Consider the following 15,298-nt stretch of genomic DNA (forward strand, 5'->3'; position numbering starts at 1 on the left):
TGGCGCGCAGGTCAGGTCCCCCGTTCGGACCGTGCCACGATGGCGCGCTGCACCACGATGAACAGCAGCAGCAGTGCCCCCACGATGATGTGGGTCCACGACTGGTCTGCACCCATGAACGAGATGATCGTGTTGATGGTCGCGAAGACCATGACGCCCACGAACGACCCGAGCACGTACCCGCGACCTCCAGCCAGCAACGTGCCGCCGATGACCACTGCCGCGATCACGTCGAGCTCGGTGCCGATGCCGTTGCGGGGATAGCCCGCCGACGAGTACGCCGTCAGCACCAGTCCCGCAAGGCCTCCGCACAGGCCCGAGATGACGTACACCATCACCTTGGTACGGGCGACCTTGAGGCCCATGAGGCGAGCCGACTGCTCCGAGCCACCCACGGCATACACGGTGCGGCCAAAGCGGGTCTTGTGCAGGATCACGGCCCCGACGATGACGGTGAGTACCGCGATGATGCCCGTGGGGGTGATGTACCAGCCCGCGAAGGCGAAGCGGGTGCGCAGCCAATCCATGACCGGGTCCTCGATGCGGATCGACGACAGGCTCACCACGTAGGCGAGGCCGCGCCCGAGGAACAAGCCAGCGAGCGATGCGATGAAGGGCTGCACGTCAAAGTACTGCACGAGCACTCCGATGAGCAGGCCAATCAAGGCGCCAGCGACCAGCATCGCGGGAATCGCGATCCACACCGGCACGCCGCTCGTGAGCAAGCTTGCCCCGAGAATGCCGGTGAAGGCCATCACCGAGCCCACCGATAGGTCGATGCCGCTGGTGATGATGACGAACGTCATGCCCACCGCAAGCACCAACAGGTGCGCGTGGTCGTACAGCAACGCCGAGATGTTGCCGGGGCTGAGGAAGTTGCCGAACCGCACCTGCGCGCCCAACAGCAGCACGATCAGGATCGCGATGGCGGCAAAGGTGGGCAGCACGGAGGCGTGACGGGTCGTGAAGGTCGCGACCGTGGCCTTGAGGCCAGCTCGCTCGGCGCGCGGGGTCTCGACGGCGGTCATCGGACAACCTCCTTCTGGGGCTCGACTGACGCGGTGGGGTCGGTGACGGGCTCGACGCGCCGCTTGCCCGTGAGCGACCTGCCCCAGCGGTGGACGCGGGGCGACTGCACCAACACCACGACGATCACGACGATCGCGAAGTACACGGGCGCCTGGGCTGGCGCGACGCCAAAGAACTGCAGGGTTTTGTCGAGTGTCGTCACGGTCAGCACGCCGATCACCGTGCCAGCGATCGAGAACTTGCCTCCCATGAGCGACGTGCCACCGAGCACGACCGCGAGGATCGCGTACAGCTCGATGAGGTAGCCGGCCGCGTTGGCATCGGCCGCGTTGATGTTGGAGGCGTAGACCAGGCCCGCGATGCCCGCGAGCACCCCGGAGGCGATGTAGGCCGTCCAGATGATCCCGCGCGAACGCACGCCGGCGAGGCGGCTCGCCTCGGGGTTGATGCCCACGGCCTCGGTCAGCATGCCGAGCGCGGTGCGGCGCTCGATGAGACCGACCACGATCACCGCGGCGAGCCACAGGAAGAACGCGAAGGGCAGCAAGATCAGGTAGCCGTCGGTCAGGAACGCGAGCGGATCCGAGTTGACCGTGGTGATCTTGCCCTCGGTGATCAGGAGTGCCGCGCCGCGTCCGGCCAGCATCAGCACGAGCGTCGCGATGATGGGTTGGATTCCCAGCACAGAGACCAGGAAGCCGTTCCATGCTCCCAGCACGAGCGCGACGAGCACTCCCACGAGCATCGCGATGCCGACCGTCACGATCGAGTCGGGGTCTCCGGAGCCGTCGATGATGGTCAGCGACACGGCGCCAGAGACCGCCATGATGGCGCCCACCGACAAGTCGATGCCACGCGTCGCGATCACGAGTGTCATGCCCAAGGCCACCAGCATCAGCGGCGTGGACTCGCGCAGGATCGTCACGGGGTTGCCGTACAGGTCTCCGTCGCGCATCGTGACTTTGGCAAACGAGGGGTTCGCGATGACGTTGACGATCACCAGGGTGATCAGGGCCGCCAGCGGCCAGAACAGCCGATGCTTGATGAGCCTCACGAGGCCACGCTCCCTTCTTGAGCATTGGCGATGTAGTCGATGAGCCCGTCGATATCGACGTCCGAGGACGCCAACTCGCCGATGCGGCGACGGTCGCGCATGACGACCACGCGCTGAGCGATACGCAGCACCTCCTCGAGTTCCGACGAGATGAAGATGACGGACAGGCCCTTCGCGGACAGCTCGGCGACCTTGCGCTGGATGTCGGCCTTGGCTCCCACGTCGATGCCGCGCGTGGGCTCATCAAGGATGAGAAGCTCGGGCTGAGTGGCGAGCCACCGGGCAAGCAGCACCTTCTGTTGGTTGCCGCCCGAGAGGTTGCCGATGGGCGTGTTCGGGTCGGCGGGGCGCACCCCGAGCGCGTCGATGTACTCGGCCACGACCGCGTCCTGCTCGGCCTTGGGAACGCGCTTGAGCCACCCGCGCTGCGCCTGGATGCCCAGGATCATGTTCTCCGCGACGGACAGGTCAGCCACCACACCCTCGGCACGGCGATTCTCTGACGAAAAGGCGATCCGGTGGCCCATGGCCTGCCGGGGCGCGTGAATCTTGGCTTCGTCACCGCGCACCGTGATGGTGCCGGTGTCGGCCTTGTCCGCGCCATACAGCAACCGCACCATCTCGGTGCGACCCGAGCCGAGCAGGCCGGCGATGCCGACCACCTCACCCTCGTAGACGTCGATGTCAGCGGGTTCGATGACGCCCTTGCGACCCACATCGGTGGCACGCAGCACGGGCTGGCCGGTGCGGTCGATCTCCCGCTCACCCGCGCTCGAGATGGCGGCGAGGTCCGTGAGTTCGCGGCCAATCATGGCCGTCACGAGGGCGTCCCTCGGGAGGTCGGCCACCAGGTGTTCGCCCACGAGCTTTCCGTTGCGCAGCACGGTGATGCGGTCGGAGATCTCGTAGACCTGGTCCAAGAAGTGACTCACGAACAGGATCGCGACACCCTTGGCCTTGAGGTCGCGGATGACGGCGAAAAGCTGGTCGACCTCTCCCCTGTCGAGGCTCGAGGTCGGCTCGTCAAGAATCAGCACCTTGGCGTCGAGCACCATCGCCCGCGCGATGGCGACGAGTTGCTGGATCGCGATCGAGTGGCTGGCAAGGAGCGAGCGGGTATCAAGGTCGAGCCCCAGGCTCGCGAGGTGGCGGTCCGCCTCGACGTGGACGGCCTTCCAGTCGATCCCCGTGAGGCCGCGCGGCTCGTGACCGAGCATGACGTTCTCACCCACCGACAGGTTGGCGCAGAGGTTGACCTCTTGGTAAACCGTCGAAATCCCAGCCGCCTGCGCATCGGCCGTACCTGAAAAGCTGCGCGATTTCCCCGCGATCTCGATGGTGCCCGAGTCGACGGCGTACACGCCCGTCAGTGCCTTGATGAGCGTCGACTTGCCCGCTCCGTTTTCCCCCATGAGCGCGTGCACCTCGCCGGGGCGCAGAAAGAAGTCGACATGGTCCAGAGCGAGCACACCGGGGAAGGCGATGGTGATGCCGCGCATCTGGACGAGGGCGGGGACGTCAGTGTCCGTGGTCATGCTGAAGGCCGTCTTTCGGTTGTAGTGGCCCGTCCGCCGAGGAACCAATCGCTGGGCGACCGGCCCCTCGGCGGAGCGGATGAACCGCTGAGGTCAGGCTAGGGCCTGGACTCAGTAGGGACGGGTGTCGATGACCTCGGCCGCGGCGGCCTGGTCGAACGCCTGGTCCTCGACGTAGTAGGACTTGTCGACGCTCTCGCCAGCGATGACCTGCTTGACGAGCTCGGCGGCCTTGTCGCCCAGCAGCGGGTTGCACTCGACGATGTAGTTGATCTTGCCGTCGACGAGCGCCTGCATGCCGTCCTTGACGGCGTCGATGGTGATGATCTTGATGTCCTCACCAGGGGTGCCGCCAGCGGCCTCGATGGCCTCGATGGCGCCCAGACCCATGTCGTCGTTGTGAGCGAAGACCAGGTCGATGCCGTCGATGCCGTACTGGGCGATGTAGCCCTCCATGACCGACTTGCCGCCGTCGCGGGTGAAGTCACCGGTCTGCGTGGCGATCTGCTCGATCTGGGTGCCCTCGATGGCCTCCGCGAATCCGGCAGCGCGGTCGTTCGCGGGCGCCGAACCGGTGGTGCCCTCGAGCACGACCATCTTGGTGGCGGTGTCGCCGTACTGCTCAGCGGCCCACTCGCCGGCCTTGACGCCCTCGGCGTGGAAGTCCAGTCCCACCCAGCTGGCGTACAGGTCCTCGGAAGCGGACACGGTGCGGTCCTCGAGGATCACGGGGATGCCGGCCTCCTTGGCCTCCTCGAGCACGTCGTCCCAACCGTCCTCGACCACGGGCGCGATGACGATGGCGTCGACGCCCTGGTTGATGAAGTTGCGCACGGCGCTGATCTGGGCTGCGGGGTCGTTGTCCGCGGCGTTGAAGATCAGCTCGAAGCCGTTGGCCTCGGAGAACGCGTTCTCCATGGACTCGGTGTTGGCGGCACGCCAGCCGGACTCGGCGCCGGTCTGAGCGAAGCCGACCGTGATGGTGTCGCCGGAGCCCCCGTCACCGGTGGCACCAGGGTCGGCGTCCGAGTCGGACGAGCACGCGGTCAATGCCAGGGCGGCAGCTCCCGCGATCGCGATGGTGGACAGAAAACGCTTGTTCATGCTCCAGAACCTCCTCGTTCTGCCCGGCCTCGTCGCCGGGTTAGCGGTGTTTCCCTCGGCACCGCAGCGCGGGCCGTGTCGTCATATTAGCGCTCACATTTGGGGGCCCCGCAAGGCCTCAGCATCACGTTTGGATAACAGATGTGAACCCTCACTTACGCACAAACTGGGACAGGTGGTGCATGACGGCCGTCCCTTGAGAGCACTCACACGCGCACCTGCCACCCCACACCTCCCAGTGGGACATGAGTGCCACTTTCGCGCCAAAAGTGACCCTCATGTCCCACCAGCGCGCTCCCAGCCGCACGGCAAGAGGTACGGTCGCACGAGACGCTGTTGCGCCGCCGCAGCACGCACCCCCTCACCGTCGGAAGGCCTCCCCCATGACCCCTGCCCTATTTCAGCCGCTGACCCTGCGCGGCGTGACCTTGCGCAACCGCCTGTGGGTCGCGCCCATGTGCCAGTACTCGGTCGAGCAACGCGACGGCGTCCCCACGGACTGGCATCTGGTCAACCTGGGCGGCATGGCGCGCGGCGGCGCAGGCCTGGTGATGGCAGAGGCGACTGCCGTGGTGCCCGAGGGACGGATCTCCCCGTGGGACACGGGCCTGTGGAACGACCAGCAGGTCGCAGCGTGGCGCCGCATCACCGACTTCATCCGCGCACAGGGCGCCGCCTCCGGCATTCAGCTCGCCCACGCGGGCCGCAAGGCCTCGACGCACCGCGGCATCGAGGGGCACGGCCCCGTCGCCCCTGAGCACGGTGGCTGGGACCCGCTGGGACCGTCGGCACTGCCCTTTCCCGGGCTCGCCCAGCCACTGGCCATGACCCACACCCAGATCGCCGATGCGGTGGCCGCCTTTGGCGCGGCCGCTCGCCGCGCGCTCGAGGCCGGCTTCGATGTACTCGAGGTCCACGGCGCCCACGGCTACCTGATCCACGAGTTCTTGTCGCCGCTGAGCAACGACCGCACCGACGAGTACGGCGGCGATCTGGCCGGTCGCGCCCGCCTGCTGCTTGAGGTGGTCCGGGAGGTGCGCGCGGTGGCCGGCGACCGAGTCCCGCTGCTGGTGCGCCTGTCGGCCACCGACTGGAAGGAGCCCGAGGGCTGGACGCTCGACCAGACCGTCGAGGTCTCGCGCTGGCTGCGAGATGCCGGGGCCGACCTGATCGATGTCTCGACCGGCGGCAATGTGGCCGACGCGACCATTCCGGTAGGCCCCGGCTATCAAGTGCCCTTCGCCTCAGCCATCCGCGAGGGCGCCCAGGTGCCCACCTGCGCGGTGGGCCTCGTGACGGACCCCCACCTCGCCGAACACGTTGTCGCGAGCGGCCAGGCAGATGCGGTCATGGCCGGCCGTGAGTTCTTGCGTGACCCGCACTTCGCCTTGCGTGCGGCCCACGAGCTTGGGCACGACATCGACTACTGGCCGTTCCAGTACGCACGGGGCACGTTCGCTGCCCGGCCCTGAGGCGCATCGGCGCTACTCGAAGCGCGTGGACTCCACCTCGGTCGAGCGCCGCACCGTGGACAACGTGGCGCCAATGCCGATGGCGGCCACCGCCAGGCTTACCGCGAGCGCGGCCCAGTAGCGGCCGTCCGGCCATCCCAAGGTGAGGTCGTCGCTGAGCGATTCCAGTACGCCCCACGCGACGGCCATGCCCAGCGACGCGGCGAGCGCGACGGTCGCGATGAGCGGGACGGCGGCCTCGGTGATGACCGTGCGGCGCAGGTGCGCCAAGGGCATGCCGCTCAGGCGCAAGAGCCCGAACGTGCGCTTGCGGTCAAGCATCGCGGACACGGCGGCAATCGACAGCGCCAGTGCGGAGATCGCAATGGCGATCGCCATGCCGATGTAGGCCATCACCGCCAGTTCGCTGTTGAGAACCGTGGCTCCGAGCGCGGCTACGTCTGCGCGGGTGGCGGGCACTTGCCACGGCTCGAGCGACACGAGCGCGGCCGTGCGTGCCCGTTCGATGGCCGCTTGAGAGCCGTCGGTGGTGATCAGCAGATAGGCCGGTTCGAGGTCCTCAAGGTCGCTCACGGCGCCGTCGACGGCGCGCGCCTGCCCTGGCACCTCGTCCTCCACGATCGGCGCATCCGAACGCATCGAATACAGGTCCACTGACACCAGGGCCGAGTCGGGAACATCCACCGCTCCGATCGCGCGCGCGTCATCGGCGGTGAGCACGACCCGTATGTCGTTCGGATCGGCCGGCCAGGACGCTACGACGGTCCCGGTGACACCGTCGACTGCCTCGATGACCCTCACGGCCTGGGCGAGGTCAGCGCGGTCACGGCCGTCGTCGACTCCGACGGTGAGGGTGCCAAGTGCCAGGCGGCCCGGCAACTCGGCAGGGGTACCGGCGAGTGTGACAGCGCTCGAGCCGCCCGCGAACACGCTCGCGGCAAAGACCGCCACTACGAGCCCGCCGACGGAGCGGAACGTGGCCCGGGGATGGCGCTGGAGGCGACCGGCAGCAACCACGCCTGCCGCGCTTGAGGTGCGCCTGCCCAGCACGACGCTGGTCACCCGGGTGAGCCACGGACCGATCGCCACCATGCCAAAGGCGATCAACGCGAAGCCTGCGATGACGCCGAACATGCCCAACATCGCCAGGCTGTCCACCCAGCGAATCGCTGCGGCCGACGCCGCGAACAAGACCAGACCCGCCAGCAGTGCCCCGCTACGCCACGCGGTCACGGGCGCCTCGGGGCGCTCCCGCGCGGCGCCGAGCGCTCCCACGTCGTCGCGGAAGGCTCGCCAATAGGCGGTGGCCGACCCCACGGCGGTGACCGCCACCACGGTCGCTACCGCCCACGGCCACGGTGCGGAGACGTCGGCAACGGTCAGGCTCGCGCCGTTGACCTGCAGCGCGGCCGCGACGGGGCGCAGCACCCACGCCGCGCCCACCCCGAGCAGCGCACCCACGCCGGTGGCTACCGCCATCTCTGCTGCGGACATCGCCGCCACGGCGCGCCTGCCCGCACCGATGAGCCTCACCGTTGACAGCTGCTCGCGGCGCTGCGCCGCTCCCAGGCCCCCCACGATCGAGATCAGCAGGACGATGGGCACGAGCAGCGCGATGGCGCCCATCGCGATCACGATGCGGAACGTCACCGCAGTGGCGTTGACGCCTGTGGAGCGCATCTGCTCTTGGAGGTGCGACTGGGGAACGGCGTCGAGCGACTCCCAGTTGTCGCCTGCCAGCACCGCCAACTGGTCGCCACCAAGCAACATCGACGGCGGCAACTGCCCCACCAGGGTGCCCCAGCGGTCCGCGAGTTGGTCGTCGGGCGCCGCCTCGAGCAACTCGATCACTGCGGGCGACGCGTAGAACTCGCCGTCACGCGGGGCCGCGAGCCCTGCGGGCATCTCGACGGTCGTGTCGTCGGTGACCGCGACCCGCAGCACCTCAATCGCTTGGCCTTCATAGACGTCCACCCACGGCGAGGCGATCATCGCTGCATCGTCCCGTGCTCGGGGCATGGCGTTGCCCTCGTCGTCCAGCTGTGCCTCGAAGCCATCTGGAGTGAGCCACGCCGCCCTCGCGTCACGTTCAGGCAAATGCAGGTAGGCCGCGAGCAGGATGAGCATCATCGCCGTTCCCGCTGCGACTCCCACGACAATCCCGGCCAGGCGGCCGTAGGCGCGGGAGCCGTTCAGGAGCAGCAAGCGCGCCGCCGCGGGCTTCATCGCGCGCGTCCGGGGACCGAGTGGGCGACAGAGCCCACGCCGCTCAGCGCGCCATCACGCACGATCACTTCGCGGTCCGCATGCGCTGCGGTACGGGCATCGTGGGTGATGAGCACCACGGTGGTGCCGCTGTCGCGCACGACCTCGAGCATCGCGCCCAGCACCTGCTCTGCCGCGACGGAGTCGAGCGAGCCCGTCGGTTCGTCGGCAAACAACACGGGCGGCTGCGCGACGAGCGCACGTGCGATCGCCACGCGCTGAGCCTGACCACCCGACATGTCCCCGGGGGTCTGCATCGCCTGCGGCCCCACGCCGAGCCGGTCCAACCCGTCCAGGGCTCGGGCGCGCGCCTCACGCCGACGCACACCACTCATGAGCAGAGGGAGGGCAACGTTGTCCGCGGCGGTCAGGTCGGGCAGTAGCTGCCCAAACTGGAACACAAAGCCAATGTGGTGCAAACGAAACTGTGCCCGCGCATCGGCACTCAGGGCCGTGACCTCGGTGCCATCGATGCGCACCGAGCCCTGGTCCGGGGCGAGGACGCCCGCGAGACAGTGGATGAGCGTGGACTTGCCGGAACCGGAGGGCCCCATGACGGCGAGCACCTCGCCGCGCTCGACGTCCAGGTCGATGCCGCGCAGCGCGCGGGTCGCGCCAAAGGACTTGGTGATGCTGGTGGCGGAAATGACGGACTCAGCCATGGCGCTTGACCTCCTGACGCATCTCGGACAGGCGTGCGCTCGTCAGGTCGATCCAGCGCAGGTCCGCCTCTAGTTGGAACAACGCGTGGTCGATCGCGAGGCGGTCAAGCAAAGGCGCGCCTGCCTTCTCGGCAGTCAGCGCCCGCATGCGCGCCAGGTGGGAGGTGCGCTGGATGTCGAGCAGCGCGTCGGCGTCGTCGTCGAGCAGCAGCGCGAGGACGGTCTTGGCAAAGAGGTTGCTTTGCAGGTTTGGTGAGGGAAGGTCGGGCTCGCGCAGCCACTGTGCCAGGCGCTCGCGCCCCGACTCAGTGACGGCGTAGCGCTTGCGGTCTGGCCCCGCGCCTGGCTCCGAGCCCAGCGTCTCGATGAGCCCATCCCGCGTCATGCGCGACAGCGTCGAGTAGATCTGGCCATACGCGATGGCCTTCGCGGCGCCAAAGACGGCGTCGTAGCGACCCTTGAGGTCGTAGCCGTGGGTAGGCCCGGATGACATGAGCCCCAGAAGGGCAAGTGAGCGATCCATGGGCAACTATAAACACAAGGTATACCCCGAGTGTCTATCAGGGCACGCCCCGATCTTTCCCCCGTCAGCACCGACCCCCTGGTCCCGGGAACCTCCCCGCCGGCACGCGCGTTCTCCCACCACGCATCGAACCAAAGGAGTCCCCATGCGCCTGGCCGCCACCGCCGCGACAACCGCCCTGTCAGCCGTTTTTCTTGCCGGCTGCTCGGCCGAGGACCTCGGCGGCGCCGTCGGCCAGATTGCCAAGGATGCGGCACAGCAGGCCGTCGAAGACGCGACCGGGGGCGACGTCTCCGTGAACTTTGGCGACGGCGCGAACCTGCCCGCCGACTGGCCCGCCACCGTGCCCGCCCCCGAAGGCGAACTCGCCGCGGCGGCCGTCACCGGCACCGGCTGGACCGTCGCCGCCTCCGGCTCCTCGCTCGAGATGACCGACTACGTCGCGGCCCTGACCGACGCCGGCTTTGTCGAGGACAACTCCGTGTCCGTCTCCGACGCCGTCGGCGGCGAGCGCTACAGCGACGGCACCCACGTGGTCGACGTCGCCTGGGCCGCACAGCCCGGCGGCGACTCCGGCTTCCTCACCGTGGTGGTGGCCCCCGAAGGCGCCTGAGCCCCCGACTTTCCCCGGCGAGAAGGGCCGATGCGCACTCACCTGAGTGCGCATCGGCCCTTCTGCGTGGGCGGCCGGGTCAGCCGCGTACGGTAGCGCGGCGCAGGAAGACGTAGCCAAGCACGGCGCACGCGAGCGTCACGGGCGCGGTCCACAAGGCGAGCTGCGCGAGCGGCGTGGTGACGAAGAACTGGCCCACATCACCCCACGAGTCGGTGACGGTCACGAGCCAGGCCCCTCCCACAAGGAGGAAGGCCAGGCCAATGAAGAACGCGTACAGGCCGTACGCACCCCACCGCACCCACACGGTCGCCACGGCAGCACCAAGGAACAGGAACAGCAGTAGCGCCATGAAGTACAGGAGCCACACGAGCGCGATGGGCTTGCTTGCCAGACCCCAGGGTGCGAAGAACGCTGCTCCCAGGCCCCACCCGTCGGTGGCACGCTCGACGACGGCGAACGCGGCGATGCCGGTCGAGTAGATCAGCGCCAGGGCAACAAAGTAGATCGCCGTGCCCAGGTAGTAGTCCCGCCGGGTGACGGAGAAGCCCAACGCGAAGCGGAACGTCAGGCTCATCGCCTGGACGGCCACGACCGTCATGAAGAACACGATCCACGAGATCCCGCCGTTGTAGGCGAAGGCATCGGGTTCGAGGTTGTCGACGCCCCCGGCGGCGTTGGCCACCATGAGCCAGATCGCCAGGTTGATCGCGAAGATGGCCGCCGTGATGAGCCACGGCAGCACGAGCGTGGGCATGGGGTTGGCGACGTGCAGACGGCTGATGGAGGCGAGTCTGCGGGGCGCCGTCGCGTGGACGGGGCCTGCGGTCATGGCAGTCATGCTGCTTCTCCTTCCTCACGGGAGCCGCCGGTGCGGCTCACGATCAGTTCCTGCAAGGACACCGTGGTGGTCTCGAGCCCGGCCGATGCGGCTTCGCGCCGCTCGTGCGAGCTCAGCCCCGCGATGGTCACGGAGGCGATACCTCCGAGGGTGGTGCGGTCGATGACCGACCGGTCGATGGCAAAGCGCTCGACGTCGCTGGCCTTGCCCACGAGGGTGGTCGCGGAGCCGCGCAGGTCGTCCGCGTCGGCGTTGATGACGATCCTGCCGTGGTCGATGACGACGATCTGCTGGAGCAGGTCGGCCGCCTCGTCGATCAGGTGCGTCGACATGACGATGGTGCGCTGGTGGAGCGCGTAATCCTCAAGCAGCACGTCGTAAAAACGGCGGCGGGCGACCGCGTCGAGTCCGGCGTAGGGCTCATCGAGGAAGGTGAGTTCTGCCCGGGAGGCCAGGCCCACGATCACGCCGACCGCGCTGCGCTGGCCGCGCGACATCTTCTTCATGCGCCGCTCGAGCGGGACGTCGAAGAGGTCGACAAGGCGGTCCGCGAGGCCCTGGTCCCAGTTGTCGAAGAACCATGGCGCCGCCTTGAGCACGTGCTTGCCCTTGAAGTCGTCGGGGTAGACCTGCGACTCCTTGATGAAGCACACGCGTCGCAATGCGGCGGCGTTCTCGACCGGGGTCTCACCGAAGATCTTGACGGAACCGGAGGAGGCGAACTCCTGGCCGGTCAGGAGCTGCATGAGAGTGGTCTTGCCTGCCCCGTTGCGGCCGAGCAGGCCGTGGATGCCGCCCTCCTCAAGGGCGAACGTCGCACTGTCGACGGCTGTCACGTCGCCGAACCGCTTAGTGAGGTCCGAGACCTCGACGATGGCTGTCATGGCGCCATCTCCTTCCTGATCATGTCCTGCACTTGGTCTGCGGTGAGCCCTAGGGACAGGGCACGCTCCGCGAGGGGGCGGATGTGGGACTGGGCGAATTGGGCCCGCCTGTCGGCGAGCAGTCGTTCGCGTGCACCGGGCGAGACGAACATGCCGATGCCGCGGCGCTTGTAAAGGATCACGTCGTCGACCAAGAGATTGACTCCTTTGAGTGCCGTAGCGGGGTTGATGCGATGGAAGGCGGCGAGCTCGTTAATCGATGGCACCTGGGATTCCTCGGGCAGGGTGCCGTCGAGAATCTGGGCCTCCAGCGCATCGGCAATCTGGAGGAACAGGGGCCGGCCGTCGTCCATCGGTCACGCTCCACTTCGTTGGTTAGTTGGTCTAGTAACTAACTAACCGCCATCGCGGCGGCGCGTCAACCCCTGAGGCGCATGCCGCCGGGACTTCCGGAGCCGTCGAGGTCACAGGCGCGCAATAGAGTGGGGCCATGGCTGACACTCCCCTGGTCTGGATCGACTGCGAGATGACGGGCCTGGACACCGACAACGATGCGCTCATCGAGGTGGCCTGCCTGGTCACCGACACGGAGCTCAACGTGCTCGGCGACGGAGTCCAGGTGGTCATCAAGCCCTCCGATGAGGCGCTCGCACAGATGAACGACTTCGTGCGCGGCATGCACGTCGAGTCCGGGCTCCTTCCGGAGCTCGCCTCTGGCACCACCATGGCCGACGCCCAGGAACAGGTGCTCGCCTACGTGCGTGAGCACGTCCCCGCGGCGGGCAAGGCCCCCCTCGCGGGCAACACCGTGGGCATGGACCGGCGCTTCCTCGAGCGCGACATGCCGGAGCTGATGGCCCACCTGCACTACCGCGTGGTCGACGTCAGCTCGATCAAGGAGCTCGTCCGTCGCTGGTACCCGCGGGTGTTCTTCAACGCTCCCGCCAAGACCGGAGGCCACCGCGCCCTGGGCGACATTCAGGACTCGATCCGCGAACTGCGCTACTACCGTGAGACCGTCCTGGTACCCCTGCCGGGCCCCGACTCCGACGCCGCAAAGGCCGCCGCGACCTCCGTCACCGACACCGTCTGACACCCGGGTTCCTGGCAACGCCCGGGACACGGTATGATTCATGACGGCTCGTTCCGACGGGCCAATGGTGGCTATAGCTCAGGTGGTAGAGCATCGCGTTGTGGTCGCGAGGGTCGCGGGTTCAAGTCCCGTTAGCCACCCGTGTGCTGTCCGTTTAGACGGACGCGAGGGGCTCATCCTGATTCGTCAGGATGGGCCCCTTCTCTTTTGCCCGCCCTTGATGGCCACGACCAGGGCAATCAGGCCGGCCGCGACGGCAACGCCGATGAAGAAGGCGATCCAGTCCACGCCCCACGTGTCATCGCCGTCGAACACCTCACGCCAAATCCAGCCGCCCGCGAGCGAGCCCGCCATGCCCAGCAGCACCGTCACGCACATCCCGATGTCCTGGCGGCCCTTTAGAAACAGCCGCGCCACCGCGCCTACGATGAGCCCGGCGAACGCGAGTCCCACGAAATCCCAAAAACCCATGACCGTGCCTCCCTGCCCGAGACCGCGCACGCAGCCCCTCGAGCCAGGCTACGTCGCGGCCGCGCCCGATGCGCGCCGTGACCAGGCGGAATACCCCGCGCCGGGCACCGACGGCTATCGTTGAGCGGTTGCAGTGGCGCCGTGCCGCGCGACCACACGAACGGAGGACCGGATGCTCGCAGCGCTCACGGGTGCGGGACTGTCGGCGGCGGCGGGGCTCAACGCCTTCATTCCGCTGGTGATCGTCGGGCTGTTTGCACGGTTCACCGAGTTCATCGACCTGCCCGCACACCTCGAGTGGCTCCAGTCGTGGCCCGCGATCATCATCTCGCTGCTGCTGCTGACCGCCGAACTCATCCTCGACAAGATCCCCGGGGTCGACCACGTCAACGATCTGATCCAGACCCTCGTGCGCCCGCTGGTCGGCGGCGTGATCTTCGCCGCGACCGCGGCGGCCACCGTCGTCGACTCGTCGTCATTCTGGCAAGACAACCCACTCATCGGCGGCCTGATCGGCGCGGTGCTCGCGCTCGCCACCCACGTGTCCAAGGCCGCGTCGCGGCCCGCCGTGAACGCCACCACGGGAGGAACCGGCGCGCCGTTGGCGTCGTTCGCGGAAGACGCGATTGCGGTGGCACTCTGCCTGGTCGCGATCTTCATCCCCGTGCTCGTCATCTTCGTCTTCATCTTCATCGGCGTCGCCGTCTACCGGATCGTCACGACCGGGCGCCGTCGCCGCCGTCACCGCGAAATACGTCAGGCCGAGGAGCGCCTCGAACGCGAGGCGCAAGAGGCCGAAGGCGGCATGGTGGCCTGGTGGCGTTCCAAGTGGCGCGAGCCCGGTCGCCTGACCCGCAATCGCCAGAGCGCCGACTCGGCTGTGACCCCTGCCACGGGCATCGCTGCTGAGTCAGTGCCGCCGTCGTCATGGACGTCGTCGTCCTGGCCGTCAGCGTCGAGCCCGGACGACTCCGCCGAGGACTCCCGCAAGTCCTAGTCGCTCAGCGCGCCAAAGTCGGCGAGGAAGTCCTCGACAAAGGCGTTTGCGGGCTCGCTCGTGACCTGATCGGGAGTGCCGAGCTGCTCGAGCACCCCACCCTCGGAGAACACCGCGATGCGGTCGGCGAGGATGACCGCCTCGCGAATGTCGTGAGTCACCATCATCACGGTGGTGCCCAGGTCTCGCTGGAGCGAACGGAACTCCTGCTGGAGGTTGCGCCGTCGCTGAGGGTCCACCGCGCCGAACGGCTCATCCATGAGCATGACGGGCGGCTCAGTCGCGAGCGCCCGTGCGACTCCCACGCGCTGGCGCTCGCCACCCGACAGCTCGTGGGGATAGCGGCCACCGTAGCGGGCGTGAGGTAGCCCCACGAGGTCGAGCAGCTCCCGCACGCGTGCGCGGGTCCGGGCCTTGTCCCAGCCGAGCAGGCCCGGCACGGTCGCGACGTTCTGCTCGACCGTACGGTGAGGGAACAGCCCCACGTGCTGGATGACGTAACCGATCGACCGGCGCAACTGGACCGCTTGCTGAGCCAGCACATCGGCCCCACCGACGGTGATGGTGCCGGACGTGGGCTCGACCAGCCGGTTGACCATGCGCAGCGTCGTGGACTTGCCACAACCGGAGGGTCCCACCAGGCACAGGATCTCGCCTGGCATCACCGTGAGGCTGAGGTCGCCCACCGCGACAGTGCCATCGGGGTATTGCTTGCGCACGTGCTCGAAGACAATCCCGGCGTGGTCCATCCCGTC

The 15,298-nt window shown here is 68.0% G+C and carries 16 protein-coding genes and 1 tRNA gene; 5 read left to right on the forward strand and 12 right to left on the reverse strand.

All coding sequences use genetic code 11. The features are described from left to right. Nucleotides 1-11: 11 nt before the first annotated feature. The 4 genes from ACK5NO_RS03500 to ACK5NO_RS03515 form a co-directional block, all read right to left on the reverse strand. A complete protein-coding gene (locus tag ACK5NO_RS03500; RefSeq protein WP_416811281.1) occupies nt 12-1,028 on the reverse strand; it encodes an ABC transporter permease subunit in 1,017 nt (338 codons plus the stop codon). Then, nucleotides 1,025-2,083 (reverse strand): ABC transporter permease, encoded by a 1,059-nt coding sequence (locus ACK5NO_RS03505; protein ID WP_416811282.1) that lies wholly within the window; start codon nt 2,081-2,083, stop codon nt 1,025-1,027. Before ACK5NO_RS03505 ends, ACK5NO_RS03500 begins: the two co-directional genes overlap by 4 nt. After that, nucleotides 2,080-3,618 (reverse strand): sugar ABC transporter ATP-binding protein, encoded by a 1,539-nt coding sequence (locus tag ACK5NO_RS03510; protein WP_416811283.1) that lies wholly within the window; start codon nt 3,616-3,618, stop codon nt 2,080-2,082. The genes ACK5NO_RS03505 and ACK5NO_RS03510 overlap by 4 nt, the downstream gene beginning before the upstream one ends. Before the next feature lie 111 nt (nt 3,619-3,729). Then, nucleotides 3,730-4,722 carry an ABC transporter substrate-binding protein gene (locus tag ACK5NO_RS03515; protein WP_416811284.1) on the reverse strand — a complete coding sequence of 331 codons (993 nt, stop codon included), beginning with the start codon at nt 4,720-4,722 and terminating at the stop codon, nt 3,730-3,732. Between the two features lie 383 nt (nt 4,723-5,105). On the opposite strand from ACK5NO_RS03515, the gene ACK5NO_RS03520 reads away from it, so the two are divergent. Further along, nucleotides 5,106-6,194: an NADH:flavin oxidoreductase/NADH oxidase gene (locus ACK5NO_RS03520; protein ID WP_416811285.1), complete on the forward strand. Its 1,089-nt coding sequence runs from the start codon at nt 5,106-5,108 to the stop codon at nt 6,192-6,194. Between the two features lie 12 nt (nt 6,195-6,206). Here ACK5NO_RS03520 and ACK5NO_RS03525 read toward each other — a convergent pair whose 3' ends face one another. The 3 genes from ACK5NO_RS03525 to ACK5NO_RS03535 are packed head-to-tail and all read right to left on the reverse strand — an operon-like array spanning nt 6,207 to nt 9,644. Beyond that, nucleotides 6,207-8,420, reverse strand: coding sequence for an FtsX-like permease family protein (locus ACK5NO_RS03525; protein WP_416811286.1), 2,214 nt, complete (start codon nt 8,418-8,420; stop codon nt 6,207-6,209). Beyond that, on the reverse strand, nt 8,417-9,121 hold the full coding sequence (locus ACK5NO_RS03530; RefSeq protein ID WP_416811287.1) for an ABC transporter ATP-binding protein: 705 nt from the start codon (nt 9,119-9,121) through the stop codon (nt 8,417-8,419). Before ACK5NO_RS03530 ends, ACK5NO_RS03525 begins: the two co-directional genes overlap by 4 nt. Then, nucleotides 9,114-9,644, reverse strand: a complete 531-nt coding sequence (locus ACK5NO_RS03535; protein WP_416811288.1) for a PadR family transcriptional regulator — start codon at nt 9,642-9,644, stop codon at nt 9,114-9,116. Before ACK5NO_RS03535 ends, ACK5NO_RS03530 begins: the two co-directional genes overlap by 8 nt. A gap of 145 nt (nt 9,645-9,789) precedes the next feature. Between ACK5NO_RS03535 and ACK5NO_RS03540 the strand changes: the two genes are divergently transcribed. Further along, the gene (locus ACK5NO_RS03540) at nt 9,790-10,257 is read left to right on the forward strand and encodes a hypothetical protein (RefSeq protein ID WP_416811289.1); all 468 of its coding nucleotides are present in this window, start codon (nt 9,790-9,792) and stop codon (nt 10,255-10,257) included. A gap of 79 nt (nt 10,258-10,336) precedes the next feature. Here the strand turns inward: ACK5NO_RS03540 and ACK5NO_RS03545 are convergent, their stop codons facing one another. The 3 genes from ACK5NO_RS03545 to ACK5NO_RS03555 are packed head-to-tail and all read right to left on the reverse strand — an operon-like array spanning nt 10,337 to nt 12,335. After that, entirely contained in the window at nt 10,337-11,098 is a 762-nt protein-coding gene (locus tag ACK5NO_RS03545) for an ABC transporter permease (RefSeq protein ID WP_416811290.1), read from the reverse strand. Next, nucleotides 11,095-11,982: an ABC transporter ATP-binding protein gene (locus ACK5NO_RS03550; RefSeq protein WP_416811291.1), complete on the reverse strand. Its 888-nt coding sequence runs from the start codon at nt 11,980-11,982 to the stop codon at nt 11,095-11,097. Before ACK5NO_RS03550 ends, ACK5NO_RS03545 begins: the two co-directional genes overlap by 4 nt. Beyond that, complete coding sequence (locus ACK5NO_RS03555; RefSeq protein WP_416811292.1) at nt 11,979-12,335, reverse strand: GntR family transcriptional regulator; 357 nt, start codon at nt 12,333-12,335, stop codon at nt 11,979-11,981. The genes ACK5NO_RS03550 and ACK5NO_RS03555 overlap by 4 nt, the downstream gene beginning before the upstream one ends. 137 nt (nt 12,336-12,472) lie before the next feature. On the opposite strand from ACK5NO_RS03555, the gene orn reads away from it, so the two are divergent. Further along, the gene (orn, locus tag ACK5NO_RS03560) at nt 12,473-13,075 is read left to right on the forward strand and encodes an oligoribonuclease (RefSeq protein WP_416811293.1); all 603 of its coding nucleotides are present in this window, start codon (nt 12,473-12,475) and stop codon (nt 13,073-13,075) included. A gap of 67 nt (nt 13,076-13,142) precedes the next feature. After that, nucleotides 13,143-13,215 (forward strand) — tRNA-His (locus tag ACK5NO_RS03565). 46 nt (nt 13,216-13,261) lie between these two features. Here the strand turns inward: ACK5NO_RS03565 and ACK5NO_RS03570 are convergent. Beyond that, on the reverse strand, nt 13,262-13,546 hold the full coding sequence (locus ACK5NO_RS03570) for a GlsB/YeaQ/YmgE family stress response membrane protein (RefSeq protein WP_416811294.1): 285 nt from the start codon (nt 13,544-13,546) through the stop codon (nt 13,262-13,264). 172 nt (nt 13,547-13,718) lie between these two features. On the opposite strand from ACK5NO_RS03570, the gene ACK5NO_RS03575 reads away from it, so the two are divergent. Beyond that, entirely contained in the window at nt 13,719-14,543 is an 825-nt protein-coding gene (locus ACK5NO_RS03575) for a DUF4126 domain-containing protein (RefSeq protein ID WP_416811295.1), read from the forward strand. On the opposite strand, the gene ACK5NO_RS03580 is transcribed toward ACK5NO_RS03575, so the two are convergent. Then, nucleotides 14,540-15,292, reverse strand: coding sequence for an ABC transporter ATP-binding protein (locus tag ACK5NO_RS03580; RefSeq protein ID WP_416811296.1), 753 nt, complete (start codon nt 15,290-15,292; stop codon nt 14,540-14,542). The genes ACK5NO_RS03575 and ACK5NO_RS03580 overlap by 4 nt on opposite strands. Between the last annotated feature and the right edge of the window lie 6 nt (nt 15,293-15,298).

The sequence above is a fragment of the Demequina sp. genome (assembly GCF_047975725.1).
GTDB lineage: Bacteria > Actinomycetota > Actinomycetes > Actinomycetales > Demequinaceae > Demequina.

Coding starts and splice junctions, on each gene's coding strand:
- ACK5NO_RS03500 (WP_416811281.1), bottom strand. CDS start 1,028: ATGACCGCCGTCGAGACCCCGCGCGCCGAGCGAGCTGGCCTCAAGGCC.
- ACK5NO_RS03510 (WP_416811283.1), bottom strand. CDS start 3,618: ATGACCACGGACACTGACGTCCCCGCCCTCGTCCAGATGCGCGGCATC.
- ACK5NO_RS03515 (WP_416811284.1), bottom strand. CDS start 4,722: ATGAACAAGCGTTTTCTGTCCACCATCGCGATCGCGGGAGCTGCCGCC.
- ACK5NO_RS03520 (WP_416811285.1), top strand. CDS start 5,106: ATGACCCCTGCCCTATTTCAGCCGCTGACCCTGCGCGGCGTGACCTTG.
- ACK5NO_RS03525 (WP_416811286.1), bottom strand. CDS start 8,420: ATGAAGCCCGCGGCGGCGCGCTTGCTGCTCCTGAACGGCTCCCGCGCC.
- ACK5NO_RS03530 (WP_416811287.1), bottom strand. CDS start 9,121: ATGGCTGAGTCCGTCATTTCCGCCACCAGCATCACCAAGTCCTTTGGC.
- ACK5NO_RS03535 (WP_416811288.1), bottom strand. CDS start 9,644: ATGGATCGCTCACTTGCCCTTCTGGGGCTCATGTCATCCGGGCCTACC.
- ACK5NO_RS03540 (WP_416811289.1), top strand. CDS start 9,790: ATGCGCCTGGCCGCCACCGCCGCGACAACCGCCCTGTCAGCCGTTTTT.
- ACK5NO_RS03545 (WP_416811290.1), bottom strand. CDS start 11,098: ATGACTGCCATGACCGCAGGCCCCGTCCACGCGACGGCGCCCCGCAGA.
- ACK5NO_RS03550 (WP_416811291.1), bottom strand. CDS start 11,982: ATGACAGCCATCGTCGAGGTCTCGGACCTCACTAAGCGGTTCGGCGAC.
- ACK5NO_RS03555 (WP_416811292.1), bottom strand. CDS start 12,335: ATGGACGACGGCCGGCCCCTGTTCCTCCAGATTGCCGATGCGCTGGAG.
- orn (WP_416811293.1), top strand. CDS start 12,473: ATGGCTGACACTCCCCTGGTCTGGATCGACTGCGAGATGACGGGCCTG.
- ACK5NO_RS03570 (WP_416811294.1), bottom strand. CDS start 13,546: ATGGGTTTTTGGGATTTCGTGGGACTCGCGTTCGCCGGGCTCATCGTA.
- ACK5NO_RS03575 (WP_416811295.1), top strand. CDS start 13,719: ATGCTCGCAGCGCTCACGGGTGCGGGACTGTCGGCGGCGGCGGGGCTC.
- ACK5NO_RS03580 (WP_416811296.1), bottom strand. CDS start 15,292: ATGGACCACGCCGGGATTGTCTTCGAGCACGTGCGCAAGCAATACCCC.